General features: G+C 68.7%; 24 protein-coding genes. 15 read left to right on the forward strand and 9 right to left on the reverse strand.

The features are described from left to right. Window positions 1-18 precede the first annotated feature (18 nt). From lmeA to H7J06_RS17865, 7 genes are all read left to right on the forward strand, one after another. A complete protein-coding gene (gene lmeA / locus H7J06_RS17840; RefSeq protein WP_264040350.1) occupies window positions 19-816 on the forward strand; it encodes a mannan chain length control protein LmeA in 798 nt (265 codons plus the stop codon). Then, window positions 813-1229 carry a TlpA family protein disulfide reductase gene (locus tag H7J06_RS17845; protein WP_264040351.1) on the forward strand — a complete coding sequence of 139 codons (417 nt, stop codon included), beginning with the start codon at window positions 813-815 and terminating at the stop codon, window positions 1227-1229. Before lmeA ends, H7J06_RS17845 begins: the two co-directional genes overlap by 4 nt. Window positions 1230-1258: 29 nt before the next feature. After that, window positions 1259-1351 (forward strand): Ms5788A family Cys-rich leader peptide, encoded by a 93-nt coding sequence (locus H7J06_RS32660; RefSeq protein WP_372515342.1) that lies wholly within the window; start codon window positions 1259-1261, stop codon window positions 1349-1351. Between the two features lie 86 nt (window positions 1352-1437). Beyond that, entirely contained in the window at window positions 1438-1902 is a 465-nt protein-coding gene (locus H7J06_RS17850) for a DUF4395 domain-containing protein (protein WP_264040352.1), read from the forward strand. Between the two features lie 37 nt (window positions 1903-1939). Beyond that, a complete protein-coding gene (locus tag H7J06_RS17855) occupies window positions 1940-2773 on the forward strand; it encodes a sulfurtransferase (protein ID WP_264040353.1) in 834 nt (277 codons plus the stop codon). Window position 2774: 1 nt separating this feature from the next. After that, window positions 2775-3077, forward strand: coding sequence for a DUF1416 domain-containing protein (locus H7J06_RS17860; protein WP_056560256.1), 303 nt, complete (start codon window positions 2775-2777; stop codon window positions 3075-3077). 250 nt (window positions 3078-3327) lie between these two features. Further along, entirely contained in the window at window positions 3328-3966 is a 639-nt protein-coding gene (locus H7J06_RS17865) for a heme-binding beta-barrel domain-containing protein (protein ID WP_264040434.1), read from the forward strand. Window positions 3967-4453: 487 nt separating this feature from the next. Here the strand turns inward: H7J06_RS17865 and H7J06_RS17875 are convergent, their stop codons facing one another. Continuing rightward, window positions 4454-5308, reverse strand: coding sequence for an aminodeoxychorismate lyase (locus H7J06_RS17875; protein WP_264040436.1), 855 nt, complete (start codon window positions 5306-5308; stop codon window positions 4454-4456). 61 nt (window positions 5309-5369) lie between these two features. Here H7J06_RS17875 and ygfZ point away from each other — a divergent pair, with 61 nt between their 5' ends. Together ygfZ and H7J06_RS17885 are read left to right on the forward strand one after the other, a co-directional pair. Beyond that, window positions 5370-6449 (forward strand): CAF17-like 4Fe-4S cluster assembly/insertion protein YgfZ, encoded by a 1080-nt coding sequence (gene ygfZ, locus H7J06_RS17880; RefSeq protein WP_264040355.1) that lies wholly within the window; start codon window positions 5370-5372, stop codon window positions 6447-6449. Window positions 6450-6596: 147 nt separating this feature from the next. Further along, the gene (locus H7J06_RS17885) at window positions 6597-6785 is read left to right on the forward strand and encodes a DUF3073 domain-containing protein (RefSeq protein WP_056560264.1); all 189 of its coding nucleotides are present in this window, start codon (window positions 6597-6599) and stop codon (window positions 6783-6785) included. Between the two features lie 35 nt (window positions 6786-6820). Here the strand turns inward: H7J06_RS17885 and purM are convergent, their stop codons facing one another. Beyond that, window positions 6821-7900: a phosphoribosylformylglycinamidine cyclo-ligase gene (purM, locus tag H7J06_RS17890; RefSeq protein ID WP_056560266.1), complete on the reverse strand. Its 1080-nt coding sequence runs from the start codon at window positions 7898-7900 to the stop codon at window positions 6821-6823. A 68-nt stretch (window positions 7901-7968) separates the two neighbouring features. On the opposite strand from purM, the gene H7J06_RS17895 reads away from it, so the two are divergent. After that, a complete protein-coding gene (locus tag H7J06_RS17895; protein WP_264040356.1) occupies window positions 7969-8406 on the forward strand; it encodes a cupin domain-containing protein in 438 nt (145 codons plus the stop codon). Window positions 8407-8479: 73 nt separating this feature from the next. Continuing rightward, a complete protein-coding gene (locus H7J06_RS17900; RefSeq protein ID WP_264040357.1) occupies window positions 8480-9457 on the forward strand; it encodes an NAD(P)H-binding protein in 978 nt (325 codons plus the stop codon). Window positions 9458-9486: 29 nt separating this feature from the next. Here H7J06_RS17900 and purF read toward each other — a convergent pair whose 3' ends face one another. Continuing rightward, the gene (gene purF / locus H7J06_RS17905) at window positions 9487-11034 is read right to left on the reverse strand and encodes an amidophosphoribosyltransferase (protein WP_264040358.1); all 1548 of its coding nucleotides are present in this window, start codon (window positions 11032-11034) and stop codon (window positions 9487-9489) included. 143 nt (window positions 11035-11177) lie between these two features. On the opposite strand from purF, the gene H7J06_RS17910 reads away from it, so the two are divergent. Then, on the forward strand, window positions 11178-12464 hold the full coding sequence (locus tag H7J06_RS17910) for a DoxX family protein (RefSeq protein ID WP_264040359.1): 1287 nt from the start codon (window positions 11178-11180) through the stop codon (window positions 12462-12464). Here the strand turns inward: H7J06_RS17910 and H7J06_RS17915 are convergent. Next, on the reverse strand, window positions 12461-12853 hold the full coding sequence (locus H7J06_RS17915; RefSeq protein ID WP_264040360.1) for a sterol carrier family protein: 393 nt from the start codon (window positions 12851-12853) through the stop codon (window positions 12461-12463). The two genes, H7J06_RS17910 and H7J06_RS17915, sit on opposite strands and share 4 nt — an antisense overlap. A gap of 16 nt (window positions 12854-12869) precedes the next feature. On the opposite strand from H7J06_RS17915, the gene H7J06_RS17920 reads away from it, so the two are divergent. Continuing rightward, window positions 12870-14075, forward strand: coding sequence for an MCE family protein (locus tag H7J06_RS17920; protein WP_264040361.1), 1206 nt, complete (start codon window positions 12870-12872; stop codon window positions 14073-14075). Here the strand turns inward: H7J06_RS17920 and H7J06_RS17925 are convergent. The 5 genes from H7J06_RS17925 to H7J06_RS17945 are packed head-to-tail and all read right to left on the reverse strand — an operon-like array spanning window position 14045 to window position 19870. Next, on the reverse strand, window positions 14045-14686 hold the full coding sequence (locus tag H7J06_RS17925; RefSeq protein WP_264040362.1) for an Rv0804 family intramembrane glutamic endopeptidase: 642 nt from the start codon (window positions 14684-14686) through the stop codon (window positions 14045-14047). The two genes, H7J06_RS17920 and H7J06_RS17925, sit on opposite strands and share 31 nt — an antisense overlap. Window positions 14687-14729: 43 nt before the next feature. After that, window positions 14730-17027 (reverse strand): phosphoribosylformylglycinamidine synthase subunit PurL, encoded by a 2298-nt coding sequence (purL, locus tag H7J06_RS17930; protein WP_308205803.1) that lies wholly within the window; start codon window positions 17025-17027, stop codon window positions 14730-14732. A 9-nt stretch (window positions 17028-17036) separates the two neighbouring features. Continuing rightward, window positions 17037-18239 carry a cation:proton antiporter domain-containing protein gene (locus H7J06_RS17935; protein WP_264040363.1) on the reverse strand — a complete coding sequence of 401 codons (1203 nt, stop codon included), beginning with the start codon at window positions 18237-18239 and terminating at the stop codon, window positions 17037-17039. Window positions 18240-18261: 22 nt separating this feature from the next. Further along, a complete protein-coding gene (locus H7J06_RS17940) occupies window positions 18262-18609 on the reverse strand; it encodes a VOC family protein (RefSeq protein WP_264040364.1) in 348 nt (115 codons plus the stop codon). Window positions 18610-18625: 16 nt separating this feature from the next. Further along, window positions 18626-19870 (reverse strand): M18 family aminopeptidase, encoded by a 1245-nt coding sequence (locus tag H7J06_RS17945; protein WP_264040365.1) that lies wholly within the window; start codon window positions 19868-19870, stop codon window positions 18626-18628. Window positions 19871-19970: 100 nt separating this feature from the next. Between H7J06_RS17945 and H7J06_RS17950 the strand changes: the two genes are divergently transcribed. Both H7J06_RS17950 and H7J06_RS17955 read left to right on the forward strand, forming a co-directional pair. After that, window positions 19971-20999, forward strand: a complete 1029-nt coding sequence (locus H7J06_RS17950; RefSeq protein ID WP_264040366.1) for a Dyp-type peroxidase — start codon at window positions 19971-19973, stop codon at window positions 20997-20999. After that, complete coding sequence (locus H7J06_RS17955) at window positions 20996-21793, forward strand: family 1 encapsulin nanocompartment shell protein (protein ID WP_264040367.1); 798 nt, start codon at window positions 20996-20998, stop codon at window positions 21791-21793. The genes H7J06_RS17950 and H7J06_RS17955 overlap by 4 nt, the downstream gene beginning before the upstream one ends. Window positions 21794-21863 lie beyond the last annotated feature (70 nt).

The raw sequence follows: 21863 nt of genomic DNA on the forward strand, positions 1-21863 counted from the left end.
GTAGGCCAGAATGTCCGGGTGCGCAAGGTGCTGATCGGACTCGTCGCCACGGTCACGACCCTCACGGTCGGCGCCGTCGGCACCGACTTCGGGACCGCCATCTACGCGGAGTTCCACTGGGCGCGCAGCGTGCGGGCGGCCAATCACCTGCCGTTCGATCCCTGGGTGGGCATCCTCGGGTTCCCGTTCGTCACCCAGGCCACCGGCCACCACTACCGGGAGGTCGAGATCCGGGCGGGTGGGGTCGACCACCCCGTCGTCGGCAAGGCCTCCATCGAGGCGACGCTGCACTCGGTGGACCTGACCGGCACGTCGTGGCTGATCGGATCGGACGCCAGGCTTCCGGTCGGCAAGCTGGAGAGCCGCCTCATCGTCGACTCGACCCACGTCGGCCGCTTCATGGGCATCAAGGATCTGCTCGTCGAAGCGCCGCCGAAGGAGACCAACGACGCCACCGGGGGGACGACCGAGTCGGGCATCTCGGGCAGCCGCGGATTGGTGTTCACCGGGACACCCGTCGCGGCGGGCTTCGACAAGCGGGTCAGCGTGTCGGTGGACCTCTCCACCCCCGAGGACGACGTCACCACGCTCGTCTTCAACGCCACCGACGTGCTGACCGGCCCGGGCACGGCCGACGAGCCGGTGCCCGACGACAAGAAGGCGGCGGTGCTCGCCGCGTTCGACACCAGGATGCCGGGGATGAAGCTGCCGTTCGCGATCGCGCCGACCAGCGAGGGTGCCCGCGGCTCGGACATCATCATCGAGGGCATCACCACGGGAGTAACGGTGGCGGTCGACGGGTTCAGACAGTCATGAGCTCACTCGCCGTCGTGATCGTGGTGTTGGTGGTGGCCGTGGCGGTGGCAGTCGTGCTGGGGCGGCTGCTCACCAAGCGCGACGGCGTGCTGCGGAGCACCGACGACGCGTCCGCCGACGTCTCCGACTTGGGCCTGCCCCGCGGAAAGCCGGCGATCGTGCACTTCAGCGCGCCGTGGTGCGGGCCGTGCGCGGGGGTGCGACGGGTCGTCGACGACGTCTGCGCGGAGCTGCCCGGGGTTGCCCATCTCGAGATCGACGTGGACGCCGATCCGGCCGCTGCGCGGGCACTTTCGGTGCTGTCGTTGCCGACGACGTTCATCTTCGACGCCGACGGTCGGCAGCGGTACCGCAGCTCGGGGGTGCCGAAGGCCGCTGACCTGCGGTCCGCTCTCGAACCGCTATTGGCCTGACGACCCTGTCATTGGGTAAGCTGTCCCGCGTGTCCACCCGCGTTGAGCACGAGCTCACCAAGCGCCGCGCAGTAGATCTGTGCCGCGTCGCGGGTTTCTGTTGTCGTTGTCGTAGCTGCTGAGTAGCCGCGCGCACCTCGCGTCGCCCTCGGAGCAGCCGCTCAGGCATGCCCACGCCCAGCCTCGTCACGACCGCAGGAGTACACCGGTGCCGAACCAGACCACCCCACCAGATCAGGTCGACGTCCGCGGTCCCCGATTCACCGCATGGGTGACCACCGCGGTCCTCGTGATCGCGCTTTTGGCCTCCGCCTACAGCTCCGCCGCCGCCGCGGTCGTGCTCGGGGTCCAGGCGGTGGTGTTCGCGATCGGCGCGCTCGGCGGACCGCGCAAGCACCCCTACGGCCGGGTGTTCTCGGCAGTGGTCGCGCCCCGGCTGGGTCCGGTGACCGAGCGCGAACCCGTGCCCCCGTTGAAGTTCGCCCAGCTGGTGGGCGTGGTGTTCGCCGTCGTCGGAACCGTCGGCTTCGCCACGGGCCTGGTGACGCTGGGCCTCGCCGCCACCGCGCTCGCGCTGGTCGCGGCGTTCCTCAACGCCGCCTTCGGCATCTGCCTGGGCTGCCGGCTCTACCCGCTCGTCACTCACTTCCGCTCCACTGCCACCCCCGCCTAGTTCATCGAATACTGAAGCAACCGAAGGGATTTCATCCATGGCACGTTCCGACGTCCTGGTCAGCACCGAGTGGGCCGAGGCCAACCTCGACGCCCCCAACACCGTCTTCGTCGAGGTCGACGAGGACACCAGCGCCTACGAGGTCGGCCACATCGCCGGCGCCGTCCGGCTGGACTGGAAGGCCGACCTGCAGGATCCGGTGAAGCGCGACTTCGTCGACCAGCAGCAGTTCTCGAAGTTGCTGTCGGACAAGGGCATTGCCAATGACGACACGGTGATCCTGTACGGCGGCAACAACAACTGGTTCGCCGCCTACGCCTACTGGTACTTCAAGCTCTACGGCCACGAGAACGTGAAGCTGATCGACGGCGGTCGCAAGCGGTGGGAACTCGACGGCCGTCCCCTGGTCACCGAGGTACCCGACCGGCCAGCCACCTCGTACACGGCGTCCGCCCCGAACACCGCGATCCGCGCCTTCCGTGACGAAGTGATCGCCGCCATCGGCACCAAGAACCTGGTCGACGTCCGTTCCCCCGACGAGTTCTCCGGCAAGATCCTGGCGCCCGCGCACCTGCCCCAGGAGCAGAGCCAGCGCGCCGGGCACATCCCCACCGCGGTCAACGTGCCGTGGAGCAAGGCTGCCAACGAGGACGGCACCTTCAAGTCCGACGAAGACCTCGCCAAGCTCTACGCCGACGCCGGTCTCGACGGCTCCAAGGAGACCATCGCCTACTGCCGCATCGGCGAGCGCTCCTCGCACAGCTGGTTCGTCCTGCAGGAACTGCTGGGACATCGGAATGTCAAGAACTACGACGGTAGTTGGTGTGAATACGGCTCCCTCGTGGGCGCCCCGATCGAGTTGGGAAGTTGATATGTGCTCTGCACCCAAGCAAGGACTGACGTTGCCGGCCAGCGTTGACCTCGAAAAGGAAACGGTCATCACCGGTCGCGTCGTCGACGGTGCCGGCCAGACCGTCGGAGGGGCGTTCGTGCGCCTGCTCGACGCCTCTGACGAGTTCACCGCCGAGGTCGTCGCGTCGGCGACCGGGGACTTCCGCTTCTTCGCCGCCCCCGGCACCTGGACGCTGCGCGCCCTGTCCCCCGCGGGCAACGGCGACGCCAGCGTCGCGCCGTCGGGCGCCGGGATCCACGAAGTCGACGTCAAGGTCGCCTGAGCGTCACCGACGAGCGGTGCCCCCGATGAGTCGGGTGCACCGCCGGCGGGCGAGAACCCCCGGCCGCCGCACCGCCGGGCACCGGAACTAGACTCGACGCCGTGGTGCTCTTCTTCGAAATCCTGCTCATCGTGGCAGTCGTCGTCATCACGTGGTTCGCCCTGTACACGGTGTACCGGCTGATCACCGACGAGTTGTGACTGCAGACGACAACGCCGAGGTCCCGGACGAGGTCGCCGATTCAGCGGGAGTGGTGATCCCCGGGTCGGGCGACCGTGCCGTCGCCAGCGCCCTCGAGCGAGCCAAGATCACGGCCGCCAGGAACCTTCCCGCGTTCGACGATCTTCCCGTTCCCGCCGACACGGCGAACCTGCGAGAGGGCGTCAGCCTCAACGACGCGTTGCTGGCCCTGTTGCCGCTCGTCGGCGTATGGCGCGGTGAGGGCACCGGTCGCGGCACCGACGGGGACTACCCGTTCGGCCAGCAGATCACGGTGTCCCACGACGGCGGCGAGTACCTGAATTGGGAAGCGCGCTCGTGGCTCCTGTCCGAGAACGGCGAGTACGTCGGGCCGTCGCTGCGCGAGTCGGGCTTCTGGCGCTTCGTCAACGATCCGGAGGACCCCGCGGAGACTCAGGCGATCGAGCTTCTGCTGGCTCACTCCGCCGGCTACGTCGAGCTGTTCTACGGCCACCCCTTGAACCAGTCGTCGTGGGAGTTGGCGACCGACGCGTTGGCCCGCAGCAAGTCGGGCGTGCTCGTCGGCGGCGCGAAGCGGCTCTACGGCATCGTCGAGGGCGGTGACCTTGCGTACGTCGAAGAGCGTGTGGACGCCGACGGCGGGTTGGTCCCCCATCTCTCGGCGCGGCTGTCTCGGCACGTCGGCTAGTGCGGCTGCACATCCTGGCCGTGACGCTCGGTGCGACGGCTCTTGTGGCGTCGTGCGCCGCGGAGCCGCCTACCCCCGGCGACCCGCCGCCGTCCACGTCCAGCACCCACGGAACGCTCGCAGAGTGCCTCTCGAAGCACGGGATTCCCGTAGCAGCCGGTCCGGCCGCGGGGCCGCCGCCCGGGGTCGACGAGGCCGCCTGGCGAAGCGCGATGCAGGCCTGTTCACCGCTCGGTCCGGGGCCTGCGAACTAGTCCGGACATGGAGCGGCCCCCGAGCCGTTGGATCCTGGTTGGACGGACCGAGGGGCTCGGGGGCCGGGTGACTGCTGGGAATTCGCCAGCGCACGCTGGAAAACACCCGGTGCTGCTAGCGGGCAGCCACCTCACTTGTCCATGAGTCATTCAATTTCTGGACCACCTCCTTCCTGTGTAAAAACGAAGGTACTCCCGAATCCCAAAGCCGACAACCGGTTTTCGACTGGCTCTCAACCGACTGCGCCGACGGCCCCGTCGACGGCCGCCGCCATGTCGAACACCCCGGCGGACACGGGCAGCGCGTGACCGTCCAACGTGTGCACCCGCGCCGCCAACGTGATGCTCGAGAGCAGCCAAACCCCCTTGGCGGCAAGAAGATCCGCTACGCGTAGCGGACGCTCCGCACAGGTCTGCCCGCGCCGGCGCCCGACGTCGAACACCGCTGCGACGGTGGTGCCGGCGAGGATCGGTAGCGCCGCCGGCGGTGTCGCCAACGCGCCGTCGGAGGTCGCGATCACGACGTTGGACCGCGGCCCCTCGAGGACGAATCCGTCGGTGCTCACCAGGACCACGTCGCCGAATCCGAGGCGCTGGGCATGACGCAGCGCAGCGGCGTTGACGGCGTACGACAGCGACTTGACCCCCGCCGTCGACCACGGTTCGGTCGCGGGTCCATCCGCGCGAAGGTCACCCACGGCCACCCCGCGGTCCAACGTCATCGCCGACACCCCGTCCCGACGTGCGGCCAGGACCCGATCCGGCAGCGCGGACACCGTGACGAAGCCGACCGGTCCGCCGTCGCGCCCGCGGCCCCACACCAGCCTCGAGACGGCGTCTCCGGTGCCGCTCCACGCCTGGGCGGCCGTGGCGACGGCGGCGCGCCACCGGATCACGTCCGGTCGCGGCAGGCCGACGGTCGACGCGGAGCGCACCAACCGCTCGAGATGCCGGTCGAGGAGGCATGGGCGGCCGTCACGGACCAACAGGGTCTCGAAGACGCCGTCCCCGCGGGCGAACAACGGGTCGTCGACGTGCCCGACGGCGACGTCCGCCGTGACGACCTCACCGCCGAGGGTGACGACGATCTCGCCGCGGGAGGTCATGGCACCAGACGATAGTGCGGGTCGACCTCCGTACGCTGGAAGGATGTCTGCCGTCCCCGCCCCAGAATCTGGTCCCGACGCCGGCGCCACGTGGCACTACGGCGACCCGTTCGGTGAGCAGCGTGCCGCCCAGAACGGCGTCGTGGTGGTGGATCGCTCACACCGCGCCACCATCGCGCTCACCGGCCCCGAGCGTCGCAAGTGGCTGCACACCATCTCGACCCAGCACGTCGCCGACCTCCCCGACGGCGCCGTCGTCGAGAACCTGAGCCTCGACGCGCAAGGGCGTGTTGAAGATCACTGGCTGCAGACCCAGCTCGACGGCGTCACCGTCGTCGACACCGAACCGTGGCGCGGCGAGGCGTTGCTGGCCTACCTGCGCAAGATGATCTTCTGGGCCGACGTGGTGGCCGAGCCCGCGGACCTCGCGGTGCTGTCGCTGCTCGGTCCACGTATCGGCGACCCCGCCGTCCTGGCTGCCATCGGAGTGGCCGCGCTTCCGGCCGTGTCGTCGGCATCGGCGCTGCCAGACGGTGGTTTCGTTCGCACCCTGCGCCCCGGTGAGGTCGACCTGGTGGTGCCCAGGGACACCGTTTCGGCGTGGCGCGACCGGCTGCTCTCGGCCGGTGTCCAGCCCGCGGGTGTCTGGGCCTACGAGGCGCAGCGCGCGGCGGCGGTTCGGCCGCGGCTTGGCGTCGACACCGACGAGCGGACCATTCCGCACGAGGTCGGCTGGATCGGTGGCCCGGGCCAGGGTGCCGTTCACCTGGACAAGGGCTGCTATCGCGGCCAGGAGACCGTGGCGCGCGTACACAACCTCGGCAAGCCGCCCAGGATGCTGGTCCTGCTGCAGCTGGACGGCTCGGCCGACCGGCCGGCGACCGGCGATCCCGTTCTTGCAGGTGGGCGCGCGATCGGGCGACTTGGCACCGTCGTCGACCACGTCGACCACGGCCCGATTGCCGTAGCCCTGCTCAAGCGCGGCGTTCCCGCCGACACCCAGCTGAGCACCGGCGGCGAGACCGAGGTGAGTGCCTTGATCGACCCGGATTCGTTGCCCGAGGCGGCCGGGGTGGGCGCCGGACGGCTCGCCGTGGAACGTCTGCGCAGCGGTCAGCGTTGAAAACGACGTCGCCGCGCTCGCCGTGGGGATGGCCCTGCCAGCATGAGACCGCCGGGCACGGTAAAGTGTCGACAGGACGATAAAACACATTCAGATCGGAGCCGCCTGCTACTCGGGCCGCTCCGTTATTGCGCGAGGGGGTCCCCTATGGGCCGCGGCCGGGCGAAGGCGAAGCAGACTAAGGTTGCTCGCGACCTTAAGTACAGCTCGCCACAAACCGATTTTCAACGGTTACAGCAGGAACTGGGTGGTTCCGGTTCCCCCGAGCCGGACATCCTGAGCAGCGACGGGCCGGTGGACGACCGCTGGGTCGACGACGACGACTGGCGTCGCTGAGCGGTCCACCGGAACTCGGGCCGACGTCGCGGCGCTCAGAACCTCGGGTGTTGCCCGACCAGCTGAGCGCGCGACATTCCCTTGCCGCCCTTGGTGACGGTACCCAGGGTCCAGCAGTCCAGGTGTCGCGCAGTCAAGATCGCCAACGCACGGTCGGTGTCCTCCGGCGCGACGATGGCGACCATGCCGATGCCCATGTTGAACGTCTTGTCCATCTCTGCGCGTTCGATCCGCCCCCGCTGGGCGATCATGGCGAACACGGGAGCGGGCGTCCACGTTCCGCGGTCCAGCTCGGCGCTCAGCCCGTTCGGGATGACTCGCTCGAGGTTGCCCGCGAGCCCGCCGCCGGTCACGTGGCAGAAGGTGCGCACCTGCGTCTCGGCGGCCAGCGCCAGGCAATCCTTGGCGTAGATCCGCGTCGGCTCGAGTAGTTCCTCGCCGAGGGTGCGGCCGAATTCCTCGACGTGCCCGGCGAGGTTGCCGCGGTCGATCTCCAGCAGAACCTTGCGGGCCAGTGAGTATCCGTTGGAATGCAGGCCGGTCGACGCCATCGCGATGATGACGTCACCGGGCTTCACGCGATCGGGCCCGAGGACGTCGTCGGCCTCGACCACGCCCACCCCGGTGGCGGAGATGTCGTAGTGGTCTGGCGACATCAGCCCCGGGTGCTCCGCGGTCTCGCCACCGAGAAGGGCGCAGCCGGCGATGACGCACCCGTTGGCGATGCCCGAGACGATCTCGGCGACGCGTTCGGGTACGGTGCGGCCGACGGCGATGTAGTCCTGCAGGAACAGCGGCTCAGCCCCACAGACGACGAGGTCGTCGACGACCATCGCCACCAGGTCGAGGCCGACGGTGTCGTGCTTGTCCATGGCCTGCGCGATGGCCAACTTGGTGCCGACGCCGTCGGTGGACGAGGCCAGCAGCGGCTCGCGGTATCCCCCGCGCAGGGCGAACAACCCGGCGAACCCGCCGAGCCCTCCTCGCACCTCCGGTCGAGTCGCCTTCGCCGCCCACGGCTTGAACAGTTCGACCGCGCGGTCACCCGCCTCGATGTCCACCCCCGCAGATGCGTAGGAGGCGATGCTGTCGTCGGGCCGCTGATCCTCGCTCATCGGGTATGAGGGTACCGGTCGTACCGATCGCGGCGCACATTCCGGGACGGGTGTGACACGCTGCCCCCATGAACACCCTTCGTGGTCTGGTCACCGCCGCCGTCTTCGCGGTGACCGCGGCGTCTCTTGGTTCGGCCGCGACGGCGTCGGCCACCCCGAGCACGGGAGTGGAGGCCAGGATCCTGTCGCAGGCCACCGTGAACGGCCACGACTACATCACCAAGGAGATCACCATCGCGCCGGGCGGCAGCACCGGGTGGCATTGGCATCCCGGCCGAATCTTCGGCGTCATCCGGTCGGGCACGCTGACCCACGACTTCGCCGACTGCTCGGTCGACGGCATCTACTCGGCCGGCGCGCCCATCACCGAGGGCAGCGGCCCGGACCACGTTCACGTCGGCCGCAACCTTGGCTCCGAGCCCGTCGTGATGTGGGTTCTCTACATCGACGACGCAGGCGCACCGCTGGCGGTCGACGCGCCAAACCCCGGGTGTCCGTTTGAATAGGTCGCTTCGCGGACATCTGTATCGGTGACTGCTCCGAATACCTCGGTAGTGGACACCGACGGACGGAGGCTAGATGTCGGACGTTGAGTCGCGCCGCTCACTGGTGACGGGGGCAACCGGGTACATCGGCGGGCATCTCGCCGCGCTCCTGGTGGAGCAAGGGCAGACCGTGCGGGCGATGGCCCGCACGCCGGAGAAGCTGGACGACGCGCCCTGGCGCGACGGTGCCGAGGTGGTGCGCGGCGACCTGGGCGACCCCGATTCCCTGACGGCCGCGTTCGACGGGGTCGACGTCGTCTACTACCTCGTTCACTCGATGGGCACCTCGCGCGACTTCGTCAGCGAAGAGGAGAAGGCCGCGCACAACGTGGTCGCCGCCGCCGAGAAGGCCGGCGTACGCCGCATCGTCTATCTCTCGGGCCTGCATCCCAAGGGCGAGTTGTCCCGCCACCTACGGTCGCGAAACAAGGTCGGCGAAGTCCTCATGGCATCGTCGGTGGAGGCGGTGGTTCTGCAGGCCGGCATCGTCATCGGGTCAGGATCGGCGTCCTTCGAGATGGTGCGCCACCTGACCGACCGACTGCCGGTGATGACCACCCCGAAGTGGGTGCGCAACAAGATTCAGCCGATCTCGATCGACGACGCCCTGTACTACCTCTCCGAGGCGGCCGACGCGCCGATTCCGACGTCGCGGACCTTCGACATCGGATGCCCGGACGTTCTGGAGTACGCCGACGCGATGCAGATCTACGCCGAGGAGGCCGGCCTGCGCAGGCGGATCATCGTGGCGCTGCCCCTGCTGACCCCGAGCATCGCGAGCTGGTGGGTGGGCTTGGTGACGCCGATTCCATCGGGGTTGGCCCGCCCGCTGGTGGAGTCCCTCGAGCACGACGCGGTCATGTCGGAACACGACATCGACGACGTCATCCCGCCGCCACCCGGTGGCCTGACGAGCTACCGGGACTCGGTGCGGCGCGCGCTGGAAGGCGACGGGACGACGGGCAAGGGCCGTCGCCACCTGATCCGCTTCAGTTCGACTGCGCCGCAGTAACTTTCACGGACGTCGTGACGGCGGAGCCGTCAGGGACGACGCAGCGCCGAGGCATTGTCGTTTTCGGACTGCACACCGGTGCGGGCCGCGTTGGCCAGCATGTGCTCGATGACGTTCTTGCCAAGGGCGGACTCGCTGGGCAGTTCGATCGGGTACTCCCCGTCGAAGCATGCCGAGCACAACCGGGACGCGGGCTGCTCGGTCGCTGCGATCATGCCCTGGTGCGAGATGTAGTTCAGGCTGTCGGCGCCGATGGCCCGGCGGACGGCGTCGAGCATCTCGTCCTCGTTTGCACCGGCATTGGACGCGTTGGCGATCAGCTCTGCGGGCGTGGCGAAGTCGATGCCGTAGAAGCACGGCCACTTCACCGGCGGGGAGGCGATGCGCACGTGTACCTCGAGGGCGCCGGCCTCCCGGAGCATCCTGATCAGCGCACGCTGAGTGTTGCCGCGAACGATCGAATCGTCGACGACGATCAGCCGCTTGCCGCGGATGACTTCCTTGAGCGGGTTGAGCTTCAACCGGATGCCGAGTTGGCGGATGGTCTGGGACGGCTGGATGAACGTGCGGCCGACGTAGGCGTTCTTCATCAGGCCTTGCCCGAACGGGATGCCGGATTCCTGCGCGTAGCCGACGGCGGCAGGGGTGCCAGACTCTGGCACCCCGATCACCAGGTCGCCGTCGACGGGAGACTCGCGGGCCAGCCGCCGGCCGATGTCGACGCGAGTGGCGTGCACCGAACGACCGCCGATGACGCTGTCGGGCCGGGCCAGGTAGACGTACTCGAACACGCAACCCTTGGGCGTCGGGTTGGCGAAGCGGGTGGAACGGACGCCGTCGGCGTCGATGGCCAACAGCTCGCCGGGCTCGATGTCACGCACGAACGCGGCGCCGACGATGTCGAGTGCTGCCGTCTCGGAGGCCACCACCCAGCCGCGGTCCAGCCGGCCGAGGGACAGCGGCCGCACGCCGTGCGGGTCACGGGCGGCGTAGAGCGTGTTCTCGTCCATGAAGGTCAAGCAGAACGCGCCGCGAACGGTCGGCAACAATTCCAGCGCGGCTTGCTCCAGCGTGGCGTCCGCGGCGCCGTGCGCCAGCAGTGCGCCGAGGATGTCGGAGTCCGTCGTGGCGGCGGTGGCGCCGCGCATGTCGGTCAGTCCGGCCTCCCGGGCGCGGGCGGCGAGTTCGGTGGTGTTGACCAGGTTTCCGTTGTGGCCGAGCGCCACGCCGGTGCCTGCCGCGGTGTTCCGGAACACCGGCTGGGCGTTCTCCCACGTCGTCGACCCGGTGGTGGAGTAGCGGCAGTGGCCGATCGCGACGTGGCCTTCCATCGCCGCAAGCGTCTGCTCGTCGAACACCTGGCTGACGAGTCCGAGATCCTTGAACACCAGCACCTGCGAGCCGTCGGCGACGGCGATGCCCGCCGCTTCCTGGCCTCTGTGCTGCAGGGCATACAGGCCGTAGTACGAGAGCTTGGCCACATCCTCGCCGGGGGCCCAGACGCCGAAGACGCCACACTCTTCCTTGGGCTCGTTCTCGAAGTCGGTGTCCGTCTGCTCGATCTGCTCGGCGGTCACGATCAGTGTGCTCCCTGGGGGCTGTGGGTGACGGGCTTCAGTCTACGGTCAACTGCTGTCGAAGGTGGAATCGAAGCGCGGTGAGTGCGAACTCTTCAACAACGAGTAGTGGCCGCGCATTTCTCGACGGAGGTGGGACCCGAGTGCAACCCGACGACGAATCGCCCCCGAGCTGGAGCCTGGCCACCCGGATCGCGTTCCGCTTCTGTGTCGTCTACTTCGGGTTGTTCTGCCTTACGTTCGCGCAGATCACGTTTGCCTATGCCGGGGTGGTGGCCCGTCTGCTGCCCGACGGCGCCGTCATCTGGCAGATGGTGGCCCTGGAACCGGTCACCCGCTGGTTCGGTCGCACGGCGCTCGGCGTCGATGCGGTCCTGACACCCGGCTCCGGTAGTGGCGACCAAGCCGCCATCTGGGTGTACGTCGCGTTCCTCGTGGCAGTGTCGGTGCTCGTCACGGTGGTGTGGTCGGTGCTGGACCGGCGGCGCCGGTGCCATCCACGGCTGGCGGCCTGGTTCGCGGTGTTCCTGCGCCTGTGCCTGGGTGGGCAGATGCTGTTCTACGGCTTCGCCAAGGTCATCCCGACCCAGATGCCGTCGCCAGCCCTGTCGGCGCTGATCGAGCCGTTCGGAAACCTCAGTCCGATGGCGGTGTTGTGGCTCCAGGTCGGCACCTCCCACCCCTACGAGATCGCGCTCGGTGCGGTCGAGGTGCTCGCCGGGGTGCTGTTGTTCGTCCCAAGGACGGCGACGTTGGGCGCGCTGGTGAGCCTGGCCGCCACGGCACAGATCTTCTTGCTGAACATGACCTACGGCGTGCCCGTGAAGATCTTGTCGTTCCACCTGCTGTTGGTGAGTGCACTCCTGGTGGCGCCCAAGGCACGACGGGTCGTCGACGCGCTGGTGCTGGGCCGTGGCGTGGGCCCGGAGGTTCGGCCCCCGCTCTTCGGCTCGCCACGCGGCAACCGCCTGGCCACCGTGGCCCAGGTGCTCCTCGGGGTGTGGGTGGTGGTCGGGTGCCTGGTACTCAGCCTGCAGAGCTGGCGCGACTTCGGTGACGGGCGCCCCAAGCCGGACCTGTACGGCATCTGGCGGGTTACCGGATTCTCGGTCGACGGCACGCCTCGCCCTCCCCTGCTCGACGACGAAGTCCGTTGGCAGAGGCTGGTGTTCGATCGACCAGGGGTCGTCACCTACCAGTCGATGAACGGTGACCTGGTCGACGTCCCGGCCGACACGACGGCCGGCACCCTGACGCTGCCGGACGACGGTGGCTCGTTCGCCGTCGACCGCTCGGGCGATCGTCTGCGCCTGACCGGCCGGTGGCGGGACGAGCCCGTGACGATCACCCTCGAGCGGCAGCCCCTGGAGGACTTCACCCTGCGCAGCCGCGGTTTTCACTGGGTGCAGGAGGCGCCGTTCTTCGGTTAGGGCGCGAGGGGGACGACGGGTAGCCAGTCGGCGATCTCCCCGGCCCGCGACCCCGACGACTGCAACGTCCCGTTGGCGAGCGCGTCGGAAATCGTGAGCAGACCCGTGGCCAACCGGAGCCAGGTTCGTGGATCCGTCTCCACCACGTTGGGTGGATTGCCGCGCGTGTGCGCCAAGCCCGAGATGCACTGCACCGCAACGAAAGGCGGTACCCGCACCTCCACGCTGGCACCCGGCGCCTGCGCGGCGAGCGTCCTGGCAGTCAGGCGCACCGCGTCGGCGATGAGGCTGCGTTCCGGTGGAGCGGCGGTGTCGTCGCGCAGCCAGTCCGCGACCGCCGACACGGCGTCGCGGGTCTTCGTCGGATCCGCAATGCGACGGGCGGCCATACCCTAGTCTCCCAGAATGGCCTTCGACCGCCACCGGCCGCCATACCGGCTGGCGGGCGCGCTGTTGGTGGTCATCGTCGTGCTCTTCGGGGTGCTGCTGTCCAAGCAGTACCGCGGCGACTTCGTCGGACGGACCACACTCGTGGTGACCTCGGACCGGGCTGGCCTCGTCGTCGACCCCGGGTCGAAGGTCACCCTCAACGGCGTAGAGATCGGTCGGGTCGCCGCCATCGACACCACCGACCTCGACGGCCGCGAGCGGGCGATGATCGCGCTCGAGGTGAGGGACGACTACCTGCCGTCGATACCGTCCAACGTTCTCGCCGACGTCCGGGCCAGCACCGTGTTCGGCAACAAGTACGTGTCGCTCACGTCACCGAATCACCCCTCTGTGGAACGCATTTCGCCTGGCACGGCGATCCCCGCCCAATCGGTCACCACGGAGTTCGACACCCTCTTCGAGACCGTCACGTCGATGGCGGGCATGCTCGACCCGATCAAGCTAAACCAGACGCTGACGGCCACGGCGCATGCCCTGAGCGGCCTCGGCACCCGATTCGGCGAGTCGCTCTCCGACGCCAACGTGATCCTCGACGACCTGAACCCGCGGTGGCCGCGGCTCCGCGAGGACGTCGCGCTCACCGCGGAGCTGCTCGACGTGTATGCCGACGCCGCGCCGGACCTCGTCGACGGGCTCGAGGCGGCGGTGACGACGGCCCGCTCGCTCAACGCACGACGCGGCGACGTGGACGCCGCGTTGATGGCCGCGATCGGTTTCGCGGACGCGGCGGCAGATCCGCTGGAACGGGCGGGGCCCTTCGTGATTCGGAGTGCAGCGGATCTGCTGCCGACCACCGCCTTGCTCGACGACTATCGCGGCATGATTCTGTGCACCCTGCGCAACTATCACGACGTGGGGCCGCGGATCGCCTCGTCGCTCGGCGGTGACAACGGGTATTCGCTGGCCGCGTTCGGAACGGTGATGGGGGCGGGCAACCCGTACGTCTATCCCGACAACCTGCCGCGGATCAACGCCCATGGCGGCCCCGAGGGTCGGCCGGGATGCTGGCAGAAGGTGACCTACGACCTGTGGCCGCACCCGTACCTGGTGATGGACACCGGGTTCAGCCTTGCGCCGTACAACCACGTCGAGTTGGGTCAGCCCCTCGCCGTCGACCACGTATGGGGCCGTCAGATCGGCGAATCGACCATCAACCCCTGACGCTGGACGACCAACGCCGCCACGGCTCCGGCTTCGTTGACCGCGAGATGTGCGAGCATCGGCGCGACGAGACTTCCAGACCGGTCGTAGAGCCACCCGAACACCCAGCCGGCCACCCCAGTCACGGCGACGGTGCCGACCACGGTCTCACCCGCTCCCCGCGCGTCGGCGACGTGCGAGAGTCCGAATGCCACCGCTTGCAGGATGCGTCCCCACCGCGGCCCGAAGGACTGTGCCGCAACGGTTCCCAACGCGGCCCGGAACGCGGTCTCCTCGGACCAGACCGTGCCGATCGGGATGCGCACCAGCAGCCATTCCGCGACCGGTTCGGGCATGCTCCGTTTTCTCATGCCCACGCGGACGGCGGGGACGACCGTGGCCGACGCCACCGCCACGGCCACCGCACCCGCGGCCGACAGGCCGAGCCGTCCGCCGGACCTCGACGCGGGCGGTCGCAGACCGAGTGGGGCGTCGGTCCACCGGACGAGGACCGCGCCGAGCGCGGCGTGCACGGGTGTCGCCCACCGCGTCGGCAACCGCGGGGCGACCAGACCGCTCCAGCCCACCAGTGCAGCCGCCAACGTCAGAACACGAAGTCGACTGGGTCGCATCGATGTTCGTTGCCGGCGCCGGTCAGTGTCGAGGTGTCGCCACTCACCCGAACAGTCCGGGAAGCACGCTCTCCGACGTGCGGCGCAGTTCGTCGAGACTCACGGTGAACTGACCTTGGACCTCAATGGACTCGCTGCCCTCGTCGACCACGCCGATGCGCTCGGCCGGCAGTCCGCGCGCCTCGCACATGGCGCGGAATCTGCTCTCCTCGGTGCGCGGAACGGCGACGAGCACCCGTCCGGCGGACTCGGAGAACAGCGTGACGAAGGGATCGGCACCCTCGGGAAGGATGAGCCGGCAACCCGTTTCGCCCGCCAGCGCGGATTCGAGGACCGCCTGGATGAGCCCGCCCTCGGACAGGTCGTGGGCCGCGGAGATCAGACCGTCGCGTGATGCCGACACCAGGACTTCGGCAAGCAGCCGTTCACGCGCCAGGTCCACCTTGGGCGGCACACCGCCCAGGTGGTCCGCGGTGACCTGAGCCCAGACCGAACCGTCGAACTCGTCGTGGGTGTCACCCAGCAGGATCAACGTCTCGCCGGGTTCGGTGCCGAAGGCCGTGGGGACCCGTCGCCTGACGTCCTCGAGGACGCCTAGCACGCCGACGACCGGGGTCGGAAGGATCGGGGTGGTCCCGGTCTGGTTGTAGAAGCTCACGTTGCCGCCGGTGACCGGAATGCCAAGGGCCGCACAGCCATCCGCGAGTCCGCGGACGGCCTGGGAGAACTGCCACATCACGCCGGGGTCTTCCGGCGAGCCGAAGTTCAGGCAGTTGGTGACGGCGAGCGGCGAGGCACCGGTGACCGCCACGTTGCGGTAGGCCTCGGCCAGGGCCAACTGGGCGCCGGTGTACGGGTCGAGGAACGTGTAGCGGCCCGACGCGTCGGTGGAGATGGCCACACCGCGACCGGTCTCCTCGTCGATGCGCAGCACTCCACCGTCGGCGTGCTCGGCGAGCACGGTGTTGCCCCGGACGTAGCGGTCGTACTGCTCGGTGATGAATGCGCGGCTGCACAGATGGGGGCTGCCAAGGAGTTTCAGCAGCGTTTCGCGCAACTCGTCGCCGGTGGACGGGCGCGGGATCGACGCCGACGTGTCGGCGTTGAGGGCGTCCTGGGTGTCCGGCCGCTCGACGGGGCGCTCGTACACCGGGCCCTCGTGCGCCACGGTCCTCGGGGGCACGTCGACGACGGTCTCGCCGTTCCAGGTGATCTGCAGCCGGTCGCCGTCGGTCACCTCGCCGATCACGGTGGCCAGCACCTCCCACTTGCGGCAGACCGCCATGAACGCGTCCACGTTCTCCGGCGCCACCACCGCGCACATGCGTTCCTGTGACTCGCTGGACAACACCTCGGCGGGGGTCATGAACTTGGCCCGCAGCGGCACCTTGTCCAGTTCGATCGCCATGCCGCCGTCGCCGGCAGAGGCGAGTTCGGAGGTGGCACACGACAATCCGGCCCCGCCAAGGTCCTGAATGCCGATCACCAGGCCCGCGGCGTACAGCTCGAGACAGCACTCGATGAGCACCTTCTCCATGAAGGGGTCACCGACCTGGACCGACGGCAGCTTCTTGCGGCCGGGCCCGTCGCCCTCGTCGCCGCCGAAGGTCTCCGACGCGAGCACCGAGACACCACCGATGCCGTCGAGTCCGGTACGGGCTCCGAACAGGATGATCTTGTTGCCGGTACCCGACGCGAACGCCAGATGCAGGTCCTCCTTGCGGAGCACGCCGACGCACAGCGCGTTCACCAGCGGGTTGCCCGCATACGAGGGGTCGAAGATGGTCTCGCCGCCGATGTTGGGCAGGCCGAGGGAGTTGCCGTAGCCGCCGACGCCGCGCACGACGCCGTCGAGCACCCGCCGGGTGTCGGGCGCGTCGGCAGGCCCGAAGCGCAGCTGGTCCATCACCGCGACCGGGCGGGCGCCCATGGCCATGATGTCGCGGACGATGCCGCCGACGCCGGTGGCGGCGCCCTGGTACGGCTCGACGTAGGACGGGTGATTGTGGGACTCGACCTTGAAGGTCACCGCCCACCCGTCGCCGATGTCGACCACGCCGGCGTTCTCGCCGATGCCGGCCAGCATGCCGGCCCGCATCTCGTCGGTCGTCGTCTCACCGAAGTAGCGCAGGTGCACCTTGGAGGACTTGTAGGAGCAGTGCTCGCTCCACATCACCGAGTACATGGCCAGTTCGGCGTCGGTGGGCCGACGGCCGAGAATGCCACGAATCCGCTGGTACTCGTCGTCCTTCAGGCCGAGCTCGCGGAACGGCTGCGGCTGATCGGGGGTAGTAGAGGCTTGCTCGACACTGTCCACTTCGTGGGAGTACGCGGATGTCACCTCAGTAGTTTATTCGCTCATCCGGCGGGCGAGCGCCCGCGCGGCGACAGGCCCCCCGAAACCGTGCAGCACGACGCTGCCCAGCACCACGACGACCACGATCAGCAGGATGGTGTCCTCGTCGGGTGGGTCGAGCACGTTGTAGGCCAACAGCCCGAAGACGATCACTGCGGCGCCGCGTGGACCCAGGCCGCCCAGCATCACCCGTTCCGGCCACGTGAACTTCGAGCCGAACATGGCCAACAGGACGGGCAGCATCCGCACGAGCGTCAGCGCCAACAAACAGAACACCACGATGCCGACGGTGAGGTCGGCCCGCCAGTAGGCGATCAGGACCACGCCGCCGAAGACGAACCACATCATCGCCGTCAGCAGGAAGCCGAGGTCCTCGAGCAACTCCAGCTCACGCTCGGCGTCACGCGACTGCCGGTAGTAGTGGTACCCGACTCCGCACAGGTACGCCGCCACGAAGCCGTTGCCGTGCCACCAGATGGCCAGCGTGTAGGCCGCGGCCGGTGCGGCCACCACCAACACCCGCCGGGACTGTTCGGTCATCAGGTTCTTGCGCTCGGCGAGGTTGGCGCCCAGCGCGAGCCCGGCACCCACCAGGAACCCCACCAGGATCGCCTTCGCCGAGTGGGGCAACGCTTCGCGAAGCTCGTCCCACACCGAGCCCGCCTCGACGTGCTGATCGGCCACGGCAAGCGCAAAGAGGAAGATCGGCGAGAGGATGCCGTCGTTGTGTCCGGCCTCGACGTTGAGCAGGTCGCTCACCCGGTGCGGTACCTCACGGTGTCGCACGATCCACTGGGCGGGGGCGAAGTCGATCGGCACCACGATGCACGCGATGACGACGACCGTCGCCAACGACAGGCCGGGGAGCAACCACAGGCCGAGCAGGACGGCGATTCCCACGCTGAGCGGCAACGCCAAGAACAGCACCCGGACGGCCGAGCGCGGATGTTCGCCGAAAACCCCGGCGCGCATCGCGTTGGCGTCGACGAACAACAGGACCGCCAGGACGATCTTGGCGGCCTGCTCGGCAGTCTCGGAGTTGAGCGTGTCGGCCAGCGAGCCGTGGGTGGTGTATTCGACGACGGCGCCGGCGAGGAGGAGGAACAGCGGGGGCGTGATGCGCCAGCTCTCCATGCGTCGGGCCAAGAGGGCCCAGACGGCCAGAAGGAGCGAGATGGCGATCAGGGACAGCAACACGTCGGTGATCCTGCCTTGCGGACTATCCGCCCGCTATGCAGAACGCGTTGCCCTCCGGGTCGGCGAGCACCACCCAACGGAAGTCGTCACCGAAACCGTTGCGTTCGACCTCCCTGGCACCCAGCGCGACCACCCTGGCCACCTCGGCCTCCATGTCGTCGGCGTGCAGGTCGAGGTGCGCCTTGTTCTTGCCGGGCGTCGGGTCGGGCACCCGCTGGAAGCCGACGGCCGTGCCTCCCTGACGGGTCACCAGGACGAATTCGCCTGGCACCACCGCGTTGACCTCGCTCCCCAGTACGTCGGCCCACCACGCCGCGAGGGCGTCGGGGTCGGTGCAGTCGAAGGTCACCGTCGCCATGTCGAGACTCATGCCTGAAGAAGGTAATTCACACCGGCGACAGAAACGCTTGCAACGCGGCGGAATAGGCCCCGACGTCGTGCGCGCCCATCAGTTCGCGAGCCGAGTGCATCGCCAATTGCGCGGCGCCCACGTCGACGGTCGGGATTCCGGTGCGCGCCGCCGTCATCGGCCCGATCGTCGACCCGCACGGCAGGTCCGCGCGATGCTCGTACCGCTGCAGGGGTACCCCGGCCTGCGCGCAGGCCAGCGCGAACGCGGCCGCCGTCCGACCGTCGGTGGCGTAGCGAAGGTTGGGGTGCACCTTGAGCACGGGGCCGCCGTTGACGTCGATCAGGTGGCCGGGCTCGTGACGCTCGGGGTAGTTGGGATGGGTGGCGTGGGCCATGTCGCCAGAGGCCACCATCGAACCGGAGATGCGGCGCAGGAAGTCCTCCCGCCCCTCCCCGTCGATCAACGCGATGCGTTCGAGCACCGTTGGCAGAAGCTCGGACTGGGCGCCGTGATCCGACGTCGACCCGACCTCCTCGTGGTCGAAGAGCGCGAGGACGGGTACGAACCCTCGCGGCTCCGCGGCCAGGAATGCCTCCAGCCCTGCGTAACAGGTGCCCTGGTTGTCCAGGCGCGGCGCACTGACGAGTTCGCGATCGGCACCCACGAGCGTCGACCCCGTCAGATCGTGGGTCATCAGGTCGGCCGCCAACACCGAGCCCGGGTCGACGCCGGCGCGCTCGGCGACCCAGTCGACGAACGGCCGGACTCGGTCTCCGACGCCCCACACGGCGTTGACGTGCCGCTGCGGATTCAGCTCGACGCCCTTGCGGTCGTCGGACAGGTGGATCGCCAACTGCGGCACCCGCAGGATTGGTTCGTCGACGCGCACCAACACGTCCTCGGTCGCCAGTGACAGCCTGCCGCTGATCCCGAGGTCGCGGTCCAGCCAGGAATTCAGCCATGCTCCGCCATACGGTTCCAGCGCCACCACCTGCCAGCCGGCCACGACCCGATCGGTTTGCTGCTTGACCCGCAGGTTCGGGCTGTCGGTGTGTCCGCCGACGATGCGGAAGGGTGCGCCGTCGGCGGCGGCCTTCCACGCGACCAGGGACCCGGCCCGCACCGTGAAGTAGCCCAGCCCACCCGAGGGCCAGGCATCCCCCTCGGACAACTCGACGTAGCCGGCGGCACGCAGTCGTTCGGCCACGGTCGCGCACACGTGAAACGGCGACGGCGAGGCGTCGATGAAGTCGCACAATCCCTGCGGGGTCGCTGCCATTGGTCCATCTTGACGCCTCCCCCCGCCGGGGGTGGGGGGTAGCCGCCATCTTTGCGCCTTGACCGGCGTGCGCGGTGATCTTGACGCTAGGGTCGCTGATGTGTCCGATCCGCTGCCGCAGAAGGTGCTCGCGCCGCTGACGCCCGCCGCCATCTTCCTCGTCGCCACCGTCGACCAAGGCGGCGAGGACGTCGTGCACGACGCGTTGGGCGACCTCTCGGGTCTGGTGCGGGCGATTGGATTTCGCGACCCGACCAAGCAGCTGTCGGTGGTGGCCTCCGTCGGCTCGGACGCCTTCGATCGGCTCTTCTCCGGTCCGCGACCGGCCGAACTGCACCGCTTCGTCGCGCTCGACGGCCCGCGGCACCATGCACCGTCGACGCCGGGAGATCTGCTGTTCCACATTCGTGCGAATTCCCTCGACGTCTGCTTCGAACTGGCCGGGCGCATCGTCGACGCGATGGCCGGCGCCATCACCGTCGTCGACGAAGTGCACGGGTTCAAGTTCTTCGACAACCGCGACCTGATGGGATTCGTCGACGGGACCGAGAATCCCGACGGCCCACTTGCCGTGCGCGCCACCCAGATCGGCGACGAGGACCCGGATTTCGCCGGCGGAAGCTATGTCCACGTGCAGAAGTACCTTCATGACATGGGGGGCTGGAACGCGCTGTCCACCGAAGCTCAGGAACGGGTGATCGGCCGCACCAAGCTCGACGACATCGAACTCGGTGACGACGTCAAGCCGGCGAACTCACATCTGGCCCTCAACGTCATCACCGACGACGACGGCAACGAGCTCAAGATCCTCCGGCACAACATGCCGTTCGGCGAGATTGGCAAGGCCGAGTTCGGCACGTATTACATCGGTTACTCGCGGACGCCGACGGTCACCGAACGGATGCTCCGCAACATGTTCATCGGTGACCCGCCGGGCAACACCGACCGCATCCTGGACTTCTCGACCGCCGTCACCGGCACCATGTTCTTCGTTCCCACCGCGGACTTTCTGGACGACCCGCCACCGTTGCCCGAAAAAGTCTCGGCCGCAACCGCTTCCGCCGCGCCCACGACTTCACCTCCCACCGGCTCCCTGTCGATCGGCAGTTTGAAAGGACAACCCCAATGAACAACCTGTATCGCGAACTGGCACCGATCACCGACGAAGCCTGGGAAGAAATCGAATTGGAGGCCACCAGGACCTTCAAGCGTCACATCGCCGGGCGGCGCGTCGTCGACGTCAGCACGCCCGGCGGTCCGGCGAAGGCGGCGGTCAGCACCGGTCACCTGGTCGACGTCGCACCTCCCGGCGAGGGCGTCGTGGCCCATCTTCGCGAGAGCAAGCCCCTGGTCCGGCTGCGCGTACCGTTCACGATCGCGCGCACCGACGTCGACGACGTCGAGCGTGGCTCGCAAGACTCCGACTGGGACCCGGTCAAGGCGGCGGCAAAGCAGCTGGCGTTCGCCGAGGACCGCGCGATCTTCGAGGGCTACGCGGACGCGGCCATCGACGGCATCCGCAAGTGCAGCTCCAACGTCGCGCTCGCGCTGCCGTCGGACCCCAAGGAGATCCCCGACGTCATCTCCCAGGCACTGTCGCAACTTCGGCTCGCCGGCGTCGACGGTCCCTACTGCGTGTTGCTGTCGGCCGACGTCTACACCCAGGTCAGTGAGACCACCGCTCACGGCTATCCGATCCGCGAGCACCTGAACCGGCTGGTCGACGGCGAAATCATTTGGGCGCCAGCAATTGACGGTGCGTTCGTGCTGTCGACCCGCGGCGGCGACTTCGACCTGCAGCTCGGCACCGACGTGTCGATCGGCTACCTGTCGCACGACGCCCAGAACGTGCAGCTGTACCTCGAGGAGACGCTGACGTTCCTCTGCTACACGGCGGAGGCCTCCGTCGCGCTGACCCCGTAGCTTGGGGACGTGCAGCCACCCCGCGATGGAATAAAGATCCCGTGGGGGCGCTTGTGGTGAGTGGCTTCAT

The organism is Mycolicibacterium hodleri (assembly GCF_025822245.1).
Taxonomy (GTDB): Bacteria; Actinomycetota; Actinomycetes; order Mycobacteriales; family Mycobacteriaceae; genus Mycobacterium; species Mycobacterium hodleri.